The sequence below is a fragment of the Pantoea sp. B623 genome (genome assembly GCF_024814475.1).
Lineage (GTDB): Bacteria > Pseudomonadota > Gammaproteobacteria > Enterobacterales > Enterobacteriaceae > Pantoea > Pantoea ananatis.
The window spans coordinates 1650735-1665602 of the sequence record NZ_JANUXM010000004.1 but is presented as its reverse complement, the minus strand read 5'-3'; the positions used below and the strand labels follow the sequence as shown (position 1 = coordinate 1665602).

The 14868-nt window shown below is 53.4% G+C and carries 12 protein-coding genes and 1 riboswitch; of the genes, 3 read left to right on the top strand and 9 right to left on the bottom strand.

The window, feature by feature from the left end; translation table 11 throughout:
- Positions 1-4 precede the first annotated feature (4 nt).
- The gene (locus NXS97_RS09660) at positions 5-769 is read left to right on the top strand and encodes a DedA family protein (RefSeq protein ID WP_116220016.1); all 765 of its coding nucleotides are present in this window, start codon (positions 5-7) and stop codon (positions 767-769) included.
- Here NXS97_RS09660 and thiQ read toward each other — a convergent pair.
- The 4 genes from thiQ to sgrR all read right to left on the bottom strand — a co-directional run bounded on the left by thiQ (position 766) and on the right by sgrR (position 5868).
- Positions 766-1467 carry a thiamine ABC transporter ATP-binding protein ThiQ gene (gene thiQ / locus NXS97_RS09655; protein ID WP_013024586.1) on the bottom strand — a complete coding sequence of 234 codons (702 nt, stop codon included), beginning with the start codon at positions 1465-1467 and terminating at the stop codon, positions 766-768. The genes NXS97_RS09660 and thiQ overlap by 4 nt on opposite strands.
- Positions 1451-3061, bottom strand: a complete 1611-nt coding sequence (gene thiP / locus NXS97_RS09650; RefSeq protein ID WP_014592897.1) for a thiamine/thiamine pyrophosphate ABC transporter permease ThiP — start codon at positions 3059-3061, stop codon at positions 1451-1453. The genes thiQ and thiP overlap by 17 nt, the downstream gene beginning before the upstream one ends.
- Positions 3037-4023: a thiamine ABC transporter substrate binding subunit gene (gene thiB, locus NXS97_RS09645; RefSeq protein ID WP_013024588.1), complete on the bottom strand. Its 987-nt coding sequence runs from the start codon at positions 4021-4023 to the stop codon at positions 3037-3039. Before thiB ends, thiP begins: the two co-directional genes overlap by 25 nt.
- Before the next feature lie 43 nt (positions 4024-4066).
- A riboswitch (TPP riboswitch) is annotated at positions 4067-4171 on the bottom strand.
- Between the two features lie 35 nt (positions 4172-4206).
- The gene (gene sgrR, locus NXS97_RS09640) at positions 4207-5868 is read right to left on the bottom strand and encodes an HTH-type transcriptional regulator SgrR (RefSeq protein WP_014606601.1); all 1662 of its coding nucleotides are present in this window, start codon (positions 5866-5868) and stop codon (positions 4207-4209) included.
- 255 nt (positions 5869-6123) lie between these two features.
- Here sgrR and NXS97_RS09635 point away from each other — a divergent pair, with 255 nt between their 5' ends.
- Positions 6124-7302 carry an MFS transporter gene (locus NXS97_RS09635; protein ID WP_013024590.1) on the top strand — a complete coding sequence of 393 codons (1179 nt, stop codon included), beginning with the start codon at positions 6124-6126 and terminating at the stop codon, positions 7300-7302.
- Between the two features lie 43 nt (positions 7303-7345).
- Here the strand turns inward: NXS97_RS09635 and NXS97_RS09630 are convergent, their stop codons facing one another.
- Entirely contained in the window at positions 7346-8653 is a 1308-nt protein-coding gene (locus NXS97_RS09630; protein ID WP_014606600.1) for an MFS transporter, read from the bottom strand.
- A 192-nt stretch (positions 8654-8845) separates the two neighbouring features.
- On the opposite strand from NXS97_RS09630, the gene NXS97_RS09625 reads away from it, so the two are divergent.
- On the top strand, positions 8846-9814 hold the full coding sequence (locus NXS97_RS09625) for a LysR family transcriptional regulator (RefSeq protein ID WP_259232021.1): 969 nt from the start codon (positions 8846-8848) through the stop codon (positions 9812-9814).
- Here NXS97_RS09625 and aroD read toward each other — a convergent pair.
- Genes aroD through NXS97_RS09605 form a run of 4 tightly spaced genes read right to left on the bottom strand, consistent with a single transcriptional unit; the run spans position 9777 to position 14687 of the window.
- Positions 9777-10532, bottom strand: a complete 756-nt coding sequence (gene aroD, locus NXS97_RS09620; RefSeq protein ID WP_019106415.1) for a type I 3-dehydroquinate dehydratase — start codon at positions 10530-10532, stop codon at positions 9777-9779. The two genes, NXS97_RS09625 and aroD, sit on opposite strands and share 38 nt — an antisense overlap.
- A gap of 21 nt (positions 10533-10553) precedes the next feature.
- Positions 10554-11768 (bottom strand): MFS transporter, encoded by a 1215-nt coding sequence (locus tag NXS97_RS09615; RefSeq protein WP_019106416.1) that lies wholly within the window; start codon positions 11766-11768, stop codon positions 10554-10556.
- An 11-nt stretch (positions 11769-11779) separates the two neighbouring features.
- Positions 11780-12643 carry a shikimate dehydrogenase gene (locus NXS97_RS09610; RefSeq protein ID WP_014606596.1) on the bottom strand — a complete coding sequence of 288 codons (864 nt, stop codon included), beginning with the start codon at positions 12641-12643 and terminating at the stop codon, positions 11780-11782.
- A 10-nt stretch (positions 12644-12653) separates the two neighbouring features.
- Positions 12654-14687 (bottom strand): FAD-dependent oxidoreductase, encoded by a 2034-nt coding sequence (locus NXS97_RS09605; protein ID WP_019106417.1) that lies wholly within the window; start codon positions 14685-14687, stop codon positions 12654-12656.
- Positions 14688-14868 lie beyond the last annotated feature (181 nt).

The window sequence follows — 14868 nt, the reverse complement described above, 5'->3', positions numbered from 1 at the left end:
TGATATGGAAGCCTGGGTTGAACACCTGATTACACAGTCGCTGGAGTGGGCGCTGTTTGCCGTCGCGCTGGTGACGTTTCTGGAGTCATTGGCGTTCGTGGGGCTGTTACTCCCTGGCACCGTCATGATGGCGAGCCTGGGTGCGCTGGTGGGCAGTGGACAGATCGGCTTATATCCCGCCTGGGCCGCGGGCTTCATTGGCTGCCTGCTGGGCGACTGGGTTTCCTATGGCATTGGCTGGAAGTTTCAGGGGCCGCTCCATCGCTGGAAATACCTGCAAAAGTACAAAGGGCTGCTGGATAAGACCGAACACGCGCTGTATCAGCACAGCATGTTTACCATTCTGGTCGGGCGCTTTGTCGGGCCAACCCGACCGCTGATCCCGCTGGTGGCGGGCATGCTGGAATTGCCGGTACGCAAATTTCTGCCCCCCAATCTGATCGGCTGTATTTTATGGCCACCGCTCTATTTATTGCCGGGTATTCTGGCAGGCGTCGCGATTGATGTTCCGAAAGAAGCCCAGGGCGGCCATTTCATCTGGCTGTTATTAGGCGTTGCTATCCTGGTATGGCTGGGATGCTGGCTGTGCTGGCGCTGGTGGCGCAGTGGAAAAACGCGCGACTGGGCGACGGCGTATTTGCCACCCGAACGTCTGTGCTGGCTGGCGCCGCTAAGTTTTGTGGTGGCCGTTGCGGCGTTCGTCGGCATCCAGTTTCATCCGATGATGCCGATTTTCCGCCACCTGTTGTGGCAGGTCTTTATCGGTTAACGGCGCGGGATGCCGAGCACATCGGCTTCCCGTATGTTCCCTGACAACAGTGCGTCCGTCGATCCCTGCCAGTAAACGCGTCCATCCACCACCACCACGCTACGTGGCGCTATCTGCTGTGCGTCTTCAAGACTGTGCGACACCATCAGCAACGTAATCGCACGGGTTTCGCAGACGGTGCGCACCAGATTAAGCATCTCGCCGCGCAGGGCCGGATCGAGCGCCGAAAAAGGTTCATCCAGCAGCAGCACCGGGCGATCGCGCAGTAAACAGCGTGCCAGGGCAACGCGCTGGCGTTGTCCTCCCGAGAGCTGGCCCGGCAGGCGTGACAGCATCTCACTGAGTCCGACCTGCTGCGCAATGGTCGTCACCTGCTGGCGCTGATCTGAGGTCAGCTTCAGACCGGGATGTAAGCCCAGCCCCAGGTTCTGTTCTACGCTCAGGTGCGGAAACAGGTTATTTTCCTGAAACAGCATTGATACCGGGCGCTGGGCGGGCACGCTATTCGTATGGTCAACACCGTTAATCGTCAGGCTGCCCTGGCTGACGGGCAGAAAACCGGCAATCAGGTTTAATAACGTACTTTTACCTGCCCCGCTTGGGCCGAGAATCGCCAGTCGTTCGCCGCGCCCGGCGTGAAGGGAAAAACGCATCGGCAAATGCTGATACAGGTAAGTCAGATTATTCAGTGTCAGCATGGCGGCCCGGTAATTTTTCCATCAAGGTGAACAGAGACAGGCAGAGTAGCAGCAATAACAGTGCAGTAACGGCACCATCGGCACCGCGATAGGCGCCTATCTGCTGATAAAGGTAGAACGGCAGCGTGCGGAAATCGCCATTACCAAACAGCGCCACGACGCCAAAATCACCAATCGACAGCACGCAGGCAAACGCCAGCGCCTGCGCCAGCGGACGTTTCAACGCCCGGAGTTCAATCAGCCACAGGCGGTTCCAGCCGCTAATGCCCAGTGCCCCGCACAGGTGGGCGTAACGTTCAGCGATATCCCGCATCGGGTTTTCCAGCACTTTCAACGCGTAGGGAATCGCGATTAACGCATTGGCAAAGATCACCACGCCATCCGCGGAGTCCGGCAAGCCGGTCGTGGCGTTCAGTAGCAGGAAAAAGCCGGTTGCCAGCACGATACCGGGCATTGCCAAAATCAGCATGCCGCTGGTGTCCATGATCTGTGCGGCGAGTGTATGCCGCCGCAGGCGCAGCTCCCGGCTGCTCCACAACAGCATGGTGGTCAGGACCAGACACAGCACGCCGGCGCCGAGCGCGATACGTAACGAGGTCAACGTTGCCTGCCATAACGCCGGTTGCTGTAACGCGCCCCGAAGCCCGCCATCCAGACCATTTACGATCACCGCCAGCAGCGGTGGGAGTAGCAGCAGCAGGGCGAAAAAGATGATGGCGGCGTCGCTGACGCGGGCCAGCGTGGAATCCTGAGGATCGCGCCAGCCGTTCAGTTGCGGACTACCCGCCGGAATGGCGTTGCTGAAGCGCTGGCTGAGGAGCACCAGCACCAGGCAGCAGCTGAGCTGAATCAGCGCCAGGAGCGCCGCGCGGCCCGGATCGTAGTCATAGCTTAACGCCTGGAAGATGGCCAGTTCGATGGTGGTCGCCTGCGGCCCGCCACCCAGCGATAGCACGGTGGCAAAACTGGCAAAACAGAGCATAAAGATTAATGCCCCGGTGGGCAGGAGCTGGCGGCGCAGCCAGGGCCATTCAAGCAGCCGGAAATGATGCCAGCCACGTATGTTCAGTTGGGCAGCAAGCTGACGCTGTTCGGCAGGAATGCTTTCCAGCGCCTGCAGCATCAGGCGCGTGGCCAGCGGCAGGTTGAAAAACACATGGGCCAGTAAAATTCCCTGAAGCCCGTAAGGCGAGAAGTGATAGTCCACGCCAAGCCAGGCGCAAAGCTGTGCCAGCCAGCCCACCCGACCATAGACGGTGAGCAGGCCGAATACGGCCACCAGCACGGGCAGAACCAGCGTCATGGCGCACAGGCGCAGCAACACCTGACGTCCGGGAAAGCGCCGCCGATAAAGGGCTCGGGACAGTGGAATGGCCGGCAGCAAGGAGAGCAGGGCGGAAAGCAGCGCCTGCTTAAACGAAAAGCCAATAACATGATGCAGGTACGTATCCTGCAGGACAGACCGCCAGTTGGTCGCTGGCGCCGCCATCCACAGTGCTGTGAAGGCCAGCAGCGCCACGCTGCAGAGCAGCAGCGTGGCGAGCGAACCCGGAATCAGCCAGAAAGGGATTAACGGCTGACGGCGCGTTGCCATTGGCTAACCCATTGCGAACGGTGGCTGGCAACCTCTTCCGGTGAAAACTGCAATGTTGTCTTCGGCACGCTGAGCGAGGCAAACCCGGCGGGCAGGTCAGTTTTGATCACCGGATACATCCAGTTCCCGGTAGGGATGGTGTTCTGAAAGGCTGGCGTAACCATGAATTGCATAAACTGTTCTGCCAGTTTGGGCTGCTTGCTGTTCGCCAGTCGGGCGGCCACCTCAACCTGCAGATAGTTGCCTTCGGCGAAGGATGCCGCAGCATAGTTATCTTTTTTCTCTTCAATGATGTGATAAGCCGGTGACGTGGTATAGCTCAGCACCAGATCGCTCTCGCCTTTAAGAAACAGGCCGTAGGCTTCACTCCAGCCTTTGGTGACCGTGACGGTTTTCTTCGCCAGCTTTTGCCAGGCCTCAGGCGCGTTGTCCCCGTAAACCTTTTGCATCCACAGCAGCAGGCCAAGGCCTGGCGTGCTGGTGCGAGGATCTTCATAAATCACGCGCCATTTCTCTGGGCTTTCGACCAGTTCTTTCAGGCTTGTAGGGGGATTTTTTAGCGTGTTTTTGTTGTACACGAATGCGAAATAACCGTAATCGAACGGCACAAAGGTGGTGTCCTTCCAGCCGCCGGGCACCTGCAGCTCACGGGTATCCACGTCGCTTTTGGCAAACAGGCCGGTTTGCTGCGCGGCCTGCAGAAGGTTGTTATCCAGGCCTAGTACCACATCGGCCTTTGTGTTCTTGCCTTCCATACGTACACGGTTCAGCAGCGAAACACCGTCTTCCAGCGCGACAAATTTCAGCTCGCAACCGCACTGGGCTTCAAAGGCTTTTTTGACGGCCGGACCCGGCCCCCAGTCAGCGGAAAAGGCGTCGTAGGTGTAAACCGTCAGGACAGGTTTGGCCGCAAAGACCGGGGCAGAAAGTAACAGCAGCACGGGCAGGACGTTTTTTAACACTTTGCGCTCCTAGGGCGGCAGGGTTGAGTCGCAAAGGATCTGAGCAAAACAACCTCTCAAATCCCTACGTCGGTATTAACCGATTCAGGTTCGACGGGTATTTCTCAGCGCCCTGACACTGTGGAAAGGGGCACCCCGTTGAGAACGCCACATTCTAGTCATTAAATGCGCAAGGGGAAAGGCTCACAGCGTAGGCGGGGCAAACCAGGCGGATTTAAAATCAAACCAGCCCAATGTATTCATCCGCACGCCGCGCATACTGCGCTGGCCCTCCAGCAGCAGCCAGTGATGAAACAGCGGATGAAGCCAGCTATTTTCCACCAGATATTTACCCCATTCAGCGAGGGAGAGCGTTTTTTCACGCCAGCGCGTGGCATCCTGCTGCCAGTTAACAGGCAGACAGTGCTGCATCAACGGCGTTTCGTATAACAGGGCAAACAGGGAATATTCGAGGGGCAGGGTAAAATTGACGCTGCCCAGCCAGATATCACTCTCGCCTTCGCCCTGATGCCAGCTTTCGTAACTGACTTCCCGGGTGTTCAACGTAACGCCCTGTTCTGCCAGCAACGGACGTAAGGCATCCGTAATACTGACATGCTCAATATGCTGGTTATACCAGGTTAACGTCAGGCTCGTGAGGCCCGCCGGTTTGTCCACTGGGGTCAGATCGCGGCGATGGTGCCAGCGGGGTAGCAGGCCGTAAGCCGGGAACCAGTAGCGCTGATAACCCCTGCCCGCATTATTGAGGAGTGCTATCGGGTTAAGCAGGTCGCTGAGCCAGCGTCGAATGTCTCGATCGGCCATTTTTTCTGAACGCTGATCGAACAGTAAATAGTAGCAACCTTCTTCAAGCCGGCTCTCTTCCTGTTTCTCATCGGCTTTTTCGCCCTGCAGGCGAACCCCTGCATAAACCAGCTCGTCACTGATCTCTGGCAGTACCCACACCGACACATCATCGATCAGCGCGCGATAGCCAAAGTAGTCGTCAAACGCTTCTATCTTCAACTGGCTGTGCTGATTACGGACGACCCGATAAGGACCTGTTCCCACAGGTTGACGGGCAAAATCGCGAATTTCAGGCCATTCCCGTGGCAGAATCATGGCGCTGACGCTGCCCAGCAGCCAGGGCAGCCAGCTGTCGGGCTGATCCAGATAGATATCCAGGGTCCAGGGGGCCGGTGAGTCGAGCCGTTGGATATGAGAAAACAGGGGATACTGACGCAGGCGTTCCAGGCTTGCGATCACATCGGCCATGTCCAGCTCCCGGCCATGATGAAAACGAATGGCAGGACGTAAATAAAAGCGCCAGTGGAGATCGGATGTTTGCTGCCAGTGATGGGCGATATCGGCCTCGATTTCCCCCTTTTCCTCATTTATGCGCGTCAGGCCGCTAAAGATCTGGCGGGCAATATGGGTTTCCGAACGGCGCAGGGGCGAACCGGGTAACAGATTCAGCAGAGGGCGATAATAGAGGACGCGCAAAATATGTTTGCCCTGGCGGAAGCTCCGCCCCAGGTGGGCGCTGATCATCTGTCTGACCTGATCTTTATCCCCCACCAGCTGGACTAACTGATCGATACGATCCTGCTCCAGAAGATCTTCGGCACGCTGCTGCTGGAGCGCCAGCCCGGTGTAGCAGAAGGTCATCAGGGAACGTTTGCCCCGTCCGGCTTCGGCCTGCCAGGTGAGCCAGCCAGCCGCTTGCATTCTGTTGAGCAGGTTTCGCATATGGCGACGCGAACAGTGCAGCAAATCAGCCAGTTCGCCCAGGGTTGTTTCCTGTGGTTGTCCCTGGCAATTTTGCCACAGACGAATGAACTGCTGCTTCAGACGTGATGACGACATAAAAGAGGAACTCCCTGATAAAGGTGCTCTGTTTTTCTTACCCCATTTTAGAGGCAATCTTTCCTGTATTGGAAGAGCGGGAGGCATTCAGTAATGAATGGCGCTCTGACATGGACTGGCAGCGATGTCTGTCCCTTCTGAGTAGTGTGTTACGATTTCGCCAGCAGGGTTATTCTGCTGGTTTTTTTTACGTTGCAGGTTTGGGTCGGGGTTCCATTGTTCCCGTTTCTCCCGTTGTTCTGTCAGGGATAAGGCATGAAATCTTTGTTATCGTTCTCGCGCCGTTTCAATCCGGTCTTTTTGGCTTTTATGGTGACAGCCTTTATCCTCGGCGTGGCCGGTGCGCTGCAGGCGCCGACGCTGAGCCTGTTTTTATCGCGAGAAGTACAGGTGCCACCGCTGTGGGTCGGGCTGTTTTTTACCATCAATGCCATCGCCGGCATTGTGGTCAGCATGATGATCGCAAAGCGCTCCGACAGCGTTGGCGATCGGCGGAATATCATCTTAGTGTGCTGTATCCTTGCCCTGGCAAACGCCATACTGTTCGCGTTTACCCGCCATTACCTGACGCTGATAACGCTGGGCGTGCTGTTATCGTCGCTGGCGAACGTCGCCATGCCGCAGCTCTTTGCGCTGGCGCGAGAATATGCCGACAGTTCCTCGCGCGAAGTGGTGATGTTCAGTTCCATTATGCGCGCTCAGGTGTCGCTGGCGTGGGTGATTGGGCCACCGCTGTCGTTTGCGCTGGCGCTGAATTTTGGTTTCGTTACGCTGTTCAGCGTGGCGGCCGGCTTGTTTTTTCTCTGTTTCCTGCTGATCTGGTTTACCGTGCCCTCGGTGCCGCGTGCGGCTTCCCTGATGCAGTCGGGCGGGATCCCCCTGAGCGGCTGGCGGATTCGTGACGTGCGCATTTTGTTTGCCGCATCAACGCTGATGTGGACCTGTAACACCATGTACATTATCGATATGCCGCTGTGGATCAGCAACGATCTGGGCCTGCCCGAAAAGCTTGCCGGTCTCTTAATGGGCACGGCCGCCGGGTTAGAAATCCCGGTCATGATCCTGGCCGGTTTCTATGCCAAACGTTGGGGTAAGCGAAAGATGATGGTGGGCGCGGTGGCCTCCGCCGTTGTGTTTTACAGCGGCCTGATTCTGTTTCACAGCCACCTGGCGCTGCTGGTCCTGCAGGTGTTCAACGCCCTGTTTATCGGCGTTGTCGCGGGCATTGGAATGTTGTGGTTTCAGGATCTGATGCCGGGGCGGGCAGGCGCAGCCACAACCCTGTTTACCAACAGCATTTCGACCGGCATTATTTTGGCGGGGTTATTTCAGGGCATACTGGTTGAACATTTTGGTCACGGCAGCGTGTACTGGGTGATTGCCGCGATTGCTTTACTGACGCTGGGAATGATACGCAACGTTAAAGACGTTTAATAAGCACATACCCCCGGCATAACAGTGCCGGGGGAACGGTGCTTTAGAGCACAATCCGCTTAATATCGCCAATGATAAAGATATAGGCGACTAAGCCAATCACCGCAGTGATACCGATATACACGAGCGCATAAAAAAAGCTGCTTGTCATTGAAATGATAATGCCAATAATCAGGGGCGCTAAAATCGAAGCCATATTGGCGCAAAAGTTAAATATACCACCAGTGAGTCCTGCCATAGAAGCCGGGGCAATATCTGCGATTATTGTCCAGCCCAGACCGACCATGCCTTGTCCAAAAAAGGCAATGGACATAACGATGATAACGGCGCTGTCTGAACTCATCCAGTTAGCCGCAATAATCGTGCCGGAAAGCACCAGGCCGCTAATAACCGGAAGTTTTCGGCTCAGATTAATAGATCCTGTTGCATTCAACAGTTTATCTGAGAGCCACCCGCCAAAGAAAACGCCTACAGCGGCAGCCATAAATGGCCATACAGAGAAAAAGCCCACCTGAAGCCATTCCAGTTGCCGTTCTTTCGCTAAATAGGTGGGAAACCATGTCAGAAAAAACACCAGGGTCGTATTTCCAGCGAATTGTCCGAGACTGGCGCCAATAATTTGCCGGCAGCAGAGTAAACGTTTGGCATCGGGCCAATTAAAGGGCGTGTTTTTTAATGTTTCAATGGGTTCATTATTGATAATGTAATCAATTTCTTCCTGATTGGCTTTTTGGGATGCTTCAGGCTCATGGTAAAGTCGCCACCAAATAAACGTGAACAGAATACCGGCTCCGCCGGTAATAAAAAAAAGGCTGCGCCAGCCGTGATACTCCAGAATGAGATAGAGTAAGGGCGAGAAAGCCGCCAGACCAATATATTCCCCGACGGTATAGGTTGCGGTGGCGCGGGCACGTTCATGACGCGGGAACCATTTTGCCACTACGCGACTGTTAACCGGAAAACAGGGTGCTTCGCTCAATCCCAGCCCCAGTCTCAGGAAGATCAAAGACTTGAGCCCAAGAGTAAATGTTTGCAGTAGAGTGAAAATCGACCAAAACAGCACGGAAAGGGCGTAGGTCAGTTTGTTACCAAAGCGATCTAAAAACATCCCTCCGGGGATTTGTGCCAGCGTATACGTCCAGGCGAAGGCAGAAAAAGCCACGCCCATCATAGCGGGATCGATTTCAAGTTCGCGGGTGATTTTTGGCGCAACGATGCCTAAAATTGTCCGATCAAGATAGTTAATCATTGTGCCAGCGGATATTAATAACAGAATGATTATTCTGACTTTCGTGGGTTTATTTTTCGGCGTGCGCCTGCCAGCGTGTTCCTCATTGTATAACTTTTCCATGATGTATCCCTGAAGTTTAAACTATTTTTTGATGTTTTTTTTACATTGAAAAATAGTCTGATATTGCTAATTTTTTTGTTTCTTTATAGCATTTTTTAAGCGTCATTAATTTTGACCTGAGTACATAATTAGTCCTTTTAACGGTGATAAAGTAGCGATAGCAGATTTACTTTTCATTCAAAGGCAAATGCCATGAACCTCAAGCAACTTTATTATTTTAAACGCCTGTCAGAAACGGAGCATTACACGGAAGCGGCATCCAGTCTTTTTATCACCCAGCCCTCTCTTAGCCATGCTATCGCTGAGTTAGAAAAGGAGTTAGGCGTTTCACTCTTTTTCCGTCAGGGCAGAAATGTAAGGATTAGTGAAAGTGGGAAATGTTTTTTACCCTATGTTGAGACAGCACTGTCGGCACTGGAAAATGGCAGGGATAGGCTAAAAAACAATCACCTTCTGTGCCGGGAAAATATCCGAATTGGGTTTATCTATACAATGGGAGAATATGTTATTCCGCAAATTATCAACAATTACTCGCAACACTTTCGTCATAATGATGTGACATTCTCTTTTAAACAGGGGACGTCAGTTGCGTTGTTGCAGTCACTCAAAGCGGATAAGGTTGATATGGTCATCTGTTCGCGGATTGGCGACGATCCTGATATTGAATTTATCCCGGTTATTGAACAAGAATTAGTGGTAGTGACAGCGAAAGATCATCCGTTAGCGCGTCTTCACGAAAGCGACGTTGATTTAGCGGAAACCATCCATTATCCCTATGTCTATTTTTCAGAAAGTAGTGGGCTACGTCCGTTTATTGACGACATCTTTCACCAGCAAACGCTGTCACCGGATATTGCCTGTTATGTGGAAGAGGATTTAGCAATGGCCGGGTTGGTCAGTATCGGCTATGGTATTGCCATCATGCCAAGAATTGCGGCGCTCACGCACTACAATCTCCATAACCTGACGATCAAAAATTCGCTTCCACCGCGTTATATTTGTCTGGCGACAATTAAAACAAAAATGCTTTCACCGGCGGCGCTGAGGCTAAAAAACTTTATTATTACTCACAGTGATGTCGCCAGGAAACATGCCCAAAGCGCGGCTTTGGGCATGTCCGCCGCTAGGAAAGCGTCTCCATCATCTCCCGCAGTTGTGTAACGGCGATTTGCCCTGGTGCCGAGGACTGGCCCAGGGTGCCAAACGTCATTGCGGAACCGAACAGGCGTCCGGTGACCCGACTGACTCCGCCCATTTTTCCCATCGACATCGTGATAAGCGGCCGCGTTGCGTAGTGCTCTTTCATTAACAGGGTCGCAGACAGCAGCGTCAGCACATCCTGAGGTGTTTGAGGCATTACGGCAATCTTGGGCAGGTCTGCACCTAAATCCTGCATGCGACGTAACCGGTAAATGATCTCTTCCTTCGCGGGCGTTTGGTGAAAGTCATGATTACTCATAATGACCTTAACACCTGCGTTATGCGCCTCGCTTACCAGCGAACGGATGCGTGACTCATCGTTAAACAACTCAATATCAATCACATCAGCCAGCCCGCTTAAGGCGGCCGCGCGGTTGAGCGCGAAGTATTCGTCATCACTGATGTCCATTTCGCCACCTTCTTTTTTACTGCGGAAGGTAAAGAGCAGCGGCGTTTCCCCAAGTTGCTGACGAATGTCGGCCAGCGCCAGCAAGACTTGCTTCTCGTCTTTACCCTCGATGAAGTGGTCGACGCGCCATTCGATAATGTCTGCCTGTGCGGAAGTCAGTAACTGTGCTCTGGCCTGAAGCTCCTCGCGAGTGCGGCCTGTCAAGGGCACACAAAGCCGCGTTTGCCCTGCCTGAAAGACGATGTTTTTAACCCTAACCGTTTGAGTCATAGTCATTCCTGTTTTAACTGTTCAACTAGCCGCTGTAGCGGATTGACGGCGTGTTTCCGCACAATGACGTTGAAATTGGCGGGAAGCGATATAAAGCGCAAGGATAAAACCTGTCACCGCAATAATCAGATCAAACCACATGATGCTGGCGATACTGGTTCGTGAGAGATGCGCTGTAAATAAAGGGATGGTAAAGCTGGCCAGACTGCCGGCGGTATAAAACACGCCTGTCGCAAAGCCTTTCGCTTGTGGAAAACTCATCGCCATAATCGTTGCACCCAGTTGCATAACGCCGCCCGCGGCCGCAAACCCAAATACGAACGCAAAAGCGGTAACAATCAGTGGCGTTGGATAGAGGCAGACGATCAGCAGTGAGAGGGCCGACAGGAACGTGTAAATGACCATCGCGATGGCGGAGCTCAACACTTTTTTCACCATGACCGCAGTGACGAATACGCAGGTCAGCGATCCTGCCGTGTAGATACTGAGTAACTTCACCGATGCGGTGTAGGGCATGCCCGCGACAAACTGCCCATACTGTGCCAGCCATTGGCTCACCAGATAAAACGTCGCCATGCTGATATAGCCGTAAAAGGTGAACACAACCATATCCAGCTGATACAGACGACTACGCGGTGGCGCGGTCACGCTGGCTGATGTTTCCGAGACTTTCTGTACCCGGTGATCGGGAAACGGCATTTTGATCAGGTAGATTCCGCTTATCGTCATTAAGGCTGCTGCCAGCACGAATGACCAACCAAACCACAAATCCGCCCAGATAAGCAGGCTAATGATAAACGGCAATAAAAATTGTCCGGCGGAGACAAACGCTTTTATAAGCACGTTAGCGCGGCTGGCGGAGTCCGGAAAGGCCTCCATCAGCGCCGGATAGGTAGCAGAATCAAGGAAACTGTTAGCCATTCCTGCCAGCACGCCAAAGAAATAGGCCGTATAAATATCCCGGGTAAACAGGATACCGATGAAAAAGGCCACGTAACTGATGATGCCAAAATAGACAAAAGGCTTTCGGCCAAAACGATCCGACAGAAAACCGGTAACGATGGTAATCAGTTTGCCAATGCCCAGTGAGGAAATCACAATCGATACGCCCGCCGCATCGGTATTCCATTGTGCCTGCAGGTTAGCCATGTTAAGAGTGATGACCAGCACGCCCATGCCATGAATGAGGTAATTGAGATACAGCCCGGCGGCGGTGGGAATATACTTGTTTTTCATCTCAGCCATCCTCAAAAAAGGATGTTTTTGATGTGATCAACCGGCATCGGTTTTCCCGTCCAGATTTCGAACGCGCTTGCGCCTTGCCACAGCATCATGCCGAGACCGTTAATAATACGGCAGCCTTTTTTCTCGGCCGTCTCAAGCAAATGTGTTTTACGTGGGATATAGACCACATCGGAGACAATAAGCTCAGGACGCAGGAAGCTCTCGTCGGGAAGCAGCATCTGTCCTTCGAAGGGTTTCATGCCGACGCCGGTCGCATTGGTCAGAATAACGCTGTCGTTAATTTCAGCACGCAAACGATCGTGGTCGTCGAGGTCAAAAAGGTGAATCTCACAGTCAGTATGGGCGCGAATCTTCGCGACGGTTTCCTGGGCATTTGCAAAGAATTTATCGCGTTGGTTAAAGACCGAGATCGCCTTAACGCCATCCAGGGCGGCCTGAACGCAAATGGCCGTTGCCGCACCGCCCGCGCCCAGAATCGTCATCTTTTTGCCCAGAATATCGATGCCCTCTTCAGCGAGGGCGCGCATATAACCTGTCCCATCCGTGATGTGCCCGGTCAGCACGCCGTTATCATTGACGACGGTATTCACCGCGCCCACAAGCTGTGCTGCGGGAGACAACGTATCCAGATAGCGGCAAACCTCCGTCTTATTGGGCATGGAAACATTGCATCCGCGCAGCTTCAGCGCACGAAAACCCTGCACCACCTTCTCCAGTTCCGCAGTGCCGACCTCAAAAGCCAGATAAACATAGTCCAGCCCAAGGTGCGCGAAGGCTTCGTTGTGCATGGTTGGCGACATGCTGTGGCGAATGGGGGTGGCGATCAATCCAATCAGCTCGGTATGCCCGGTAATACGTTCTGCCATGATAGTGTCCTCAGTAAGTTAAAAGTGGAATGCTTGTCGCTTCGTGGCTGCCCAGTGCGCCAGTCTCTTCCAGGGCATCCAGTACGTTGCGTCCTTCGCGTACACCATCAATAATTCGCCGGGCTTTCAGGCTGTCGCCGATGTTCATTATTTTGATATGTCTGGCGGTGGCCCAGCGCTCAACGGCCTCGAAACCGCTGCGGTTGGGGCGCATCCCCAGACAGATAAAGCCGTAGTCGAAGGCGATGTCGAAGGTGTGGTGGGCGTTTTTAACGCGGAAGCGATCGGGTTTGACCTCAATGAGCTGCGTGTCCATGTGTTGTTCTACCTGGTGCTGTTCAAGCAGCGTTAACATGGCACTCTTTGTGATGATGTCGAGGTCACGTCCTGGTGAATTCTGCATTTCAATCAGTACTGCTTCAGCGCCCCGGGTGGCAAAATACTCGATGACATCGAGTCCAACGGCACCGCCGCCGACCACGGCGATACGTTTGCCTTGCAGCGCGCTGAATGTATCCAGGTGTTGAATCATGCCCGTAATCGTGAACACGACGCTGCCGGGGCGGTCGATCGTCTCATGTAATCCCGCAATGGGCGGCAGCAGGGGGACAGAGCCCGTGGCATTAACAATTAAGTCGGGACGCAGAACCTCAAGCTGCTCGGGCTGAACCTGTTGTCCCAGATGCAGTTGTAAATTCTCCAGCCGGGCCATACGGTTGCGCAGGAATTGCGGAAAATCGGCAATACGTTTTTTTTCGGGTAATCGTGCGATCTCGACAGCCAGCCCACCGATATGGTTTTTGGCTTCGAACAGCCAGGTCTTGCACCCTACCTCTGCGGCGGTGCAGGCGGCTTCGATGCCTGCCGTGCCAGCCCCGATCACGACGACACGCGTCGGACGCTTGACCTGGCGCTGCTTATAAGCGTCGCCATGGATGATATCGGGGTTAATTGAGCAGCGAAGGGGAAGAGAGCGGGCGATGCGATGGTCGGCGCATCCAATATTGCATGAGATACACTTACGCATCGTCTCCTCATGCCCACTCTGTACCTTTTGTACCCAATCCGGTTCAGCAATCAACCCACGACCAATGGCGATCAGGTCCGCGTCACCCTGAGCAAGAATGTCTTCAGCAAGTTGCGGGGTGCGAATATTGCCTGCGACAACGGTGGGCTTATTAAATCTGGTGCGAACGGCACGTGACAGATAGCGTTTCCAGCCATCCTCTTGAGACATTTGGTCTATCTGTAAATACAGGTTGTCATTCTGCGCCGCTGACACATTGATGATGTCGACCTTTTCCTGACAACGTTCAAGAATGTGTAGCGAATCTTCCAGCGTGTTTCCGCCTTGTAAGAAATCATCCGCGCTGATACGCAGGCTGATGGGAAACATCGGTCCCACGCAGGCCCGAACTTTGTCGACAATCAGGGTTAAAAAGCGCGACCGATTCTCGATATTGCCACCAAATTCATCAGTACGCTGATTAAACAGTGGAGATAAAAACTGACTGATTAAATAAGAGTGACCGGCATGAATCTCTACGCAGTCAAAATTGGCGCGTCTGACGCGTTCTGCTGCGTCGCCAAATTTGTCAACCGCCCGATATATTTCCTCATGCGTCATCGGACGGGGAATATTACCATTCTTTTTGGAGGGGACCGCGGAGGCGGAAATGGGCATTTCCCCATTGAGGCGATAGGCATAGGCTGATGCACCGGCGTGGTTTAACTGGATGGCGACACAGGTTCCATGTTTATGCAACGTTTCGGTAAGTTTGTATAAGCCAGGAATATACTGATCATTATCAATGCGCAGTTGTGTGGTGCCGTTCGACGCGAAGGGAAAATCCACACAAATATTCTCAATCGTAATGAGCCCAGTGCCGCCCCTGGCGCGAAGCGAATAGTAATCAAGCTGTTCCTGAGACACTTCGCCATTCAGACTGGCCAGGTTGGTGCCCATTGGCGGCATGATGACACGGTTTTTTAACGTCATTCCGTTGATTGTGAGCGGGGTAAACAGGTGAGGATAAGCGTGCATACAGAGTCTCCACAAAAGATCCGACAGCCAGGCTGAGACGATCTCGATGTGTTTTGCGTTAATCTTTATCTGTGGCGATGATAGCGAGGGAGAATGAGCGGAAATAATGCTTTTTTTTCTACAAGCTATAGGTGAGCTCTATGGAGTTAACGATCAAATAACATAAAAATGAAAACGATAT

Excerpts from the sequence above, each read along its gene's own strand:
- NXS97_RS09660 (WP_116220016.1), top strand. The coding sequence starts at position 5 with ATGGAAGCCTGGGTTGAACACCTGATTACACAGTCGCTGGAGTGGGCG.
- thiQ (WP_013024586.1), bottom strand. The coding sequence starts at position 1,467 with ATGCTGACACTGAATAATCTGACTTACCTGTATCAGCATTTGCCGATG.
- thiP (WP_014592897.1), bottom strand. The coding sequence starts at position 3,061 with ATGGCAACGCGCCGTCAGCCGTTAATCCCTTTCTGGCTGATTCCGGGT.
- sgrR (WP_014606601.1), bottom strand. The coding sequence starts at position 5,868 with ATGTCGTCATCACGTCTGAAGCAGCAGTTCATTCGTCTGTGGCAAAAT.
- NXS97_RS09635 (WP_013024590.1), top strand. The coding sequence starts at position 6,124 with ATGAAATCTTTGTTATCGTTCTCGCGCCGTTTCAATCCGGTCTTTTTG.
- NXS97_RS09630 (WP_014606600.1), bottom strand. The coding sequence starts at position 8,653 with ATGGAAAAGTTATACAATGAGGAACACGCTGGCAGGCGCACGCCGAAA.
- NXS97_RS09625 (WP_259232021.1), top strand. The coding sequence starts at position 8,846 with ATGAACCTCAAGCAACTTTATTATTTTAAACGCCTGTCAGAAACGGAG.
- aroD (WP_019106415.1), bottom strand. The coding sequence starts at position 10,532 with ATGACTCAAACGGTTAGGGTTAAAAACATCGTCTTTCAGGCAGGGCAA.
- NXS97_RS09615 (WP_019106416.1), bottom strand. The coding sequence starts at position 11,768 with ATGAAAAACAAGTATATTCCCACCGCCGCCGGGCTGTATCTCAATTAC.
- NXS97_RS09610 (WP_014606596.1), bottom strand. The coding sequence starts at position 12,643 with ATGGCAGAACGTATTACCGGGCATACCGAGCTGATTGGATTGATCGCC.
- NXS97_RS09605 (WP_019106417.1), bottom strand. The coding sequence starts at position 14,687 with ATGCACGCTTATCCTCACCTGTTTACCCCGCTCACAATCAACGGAATG.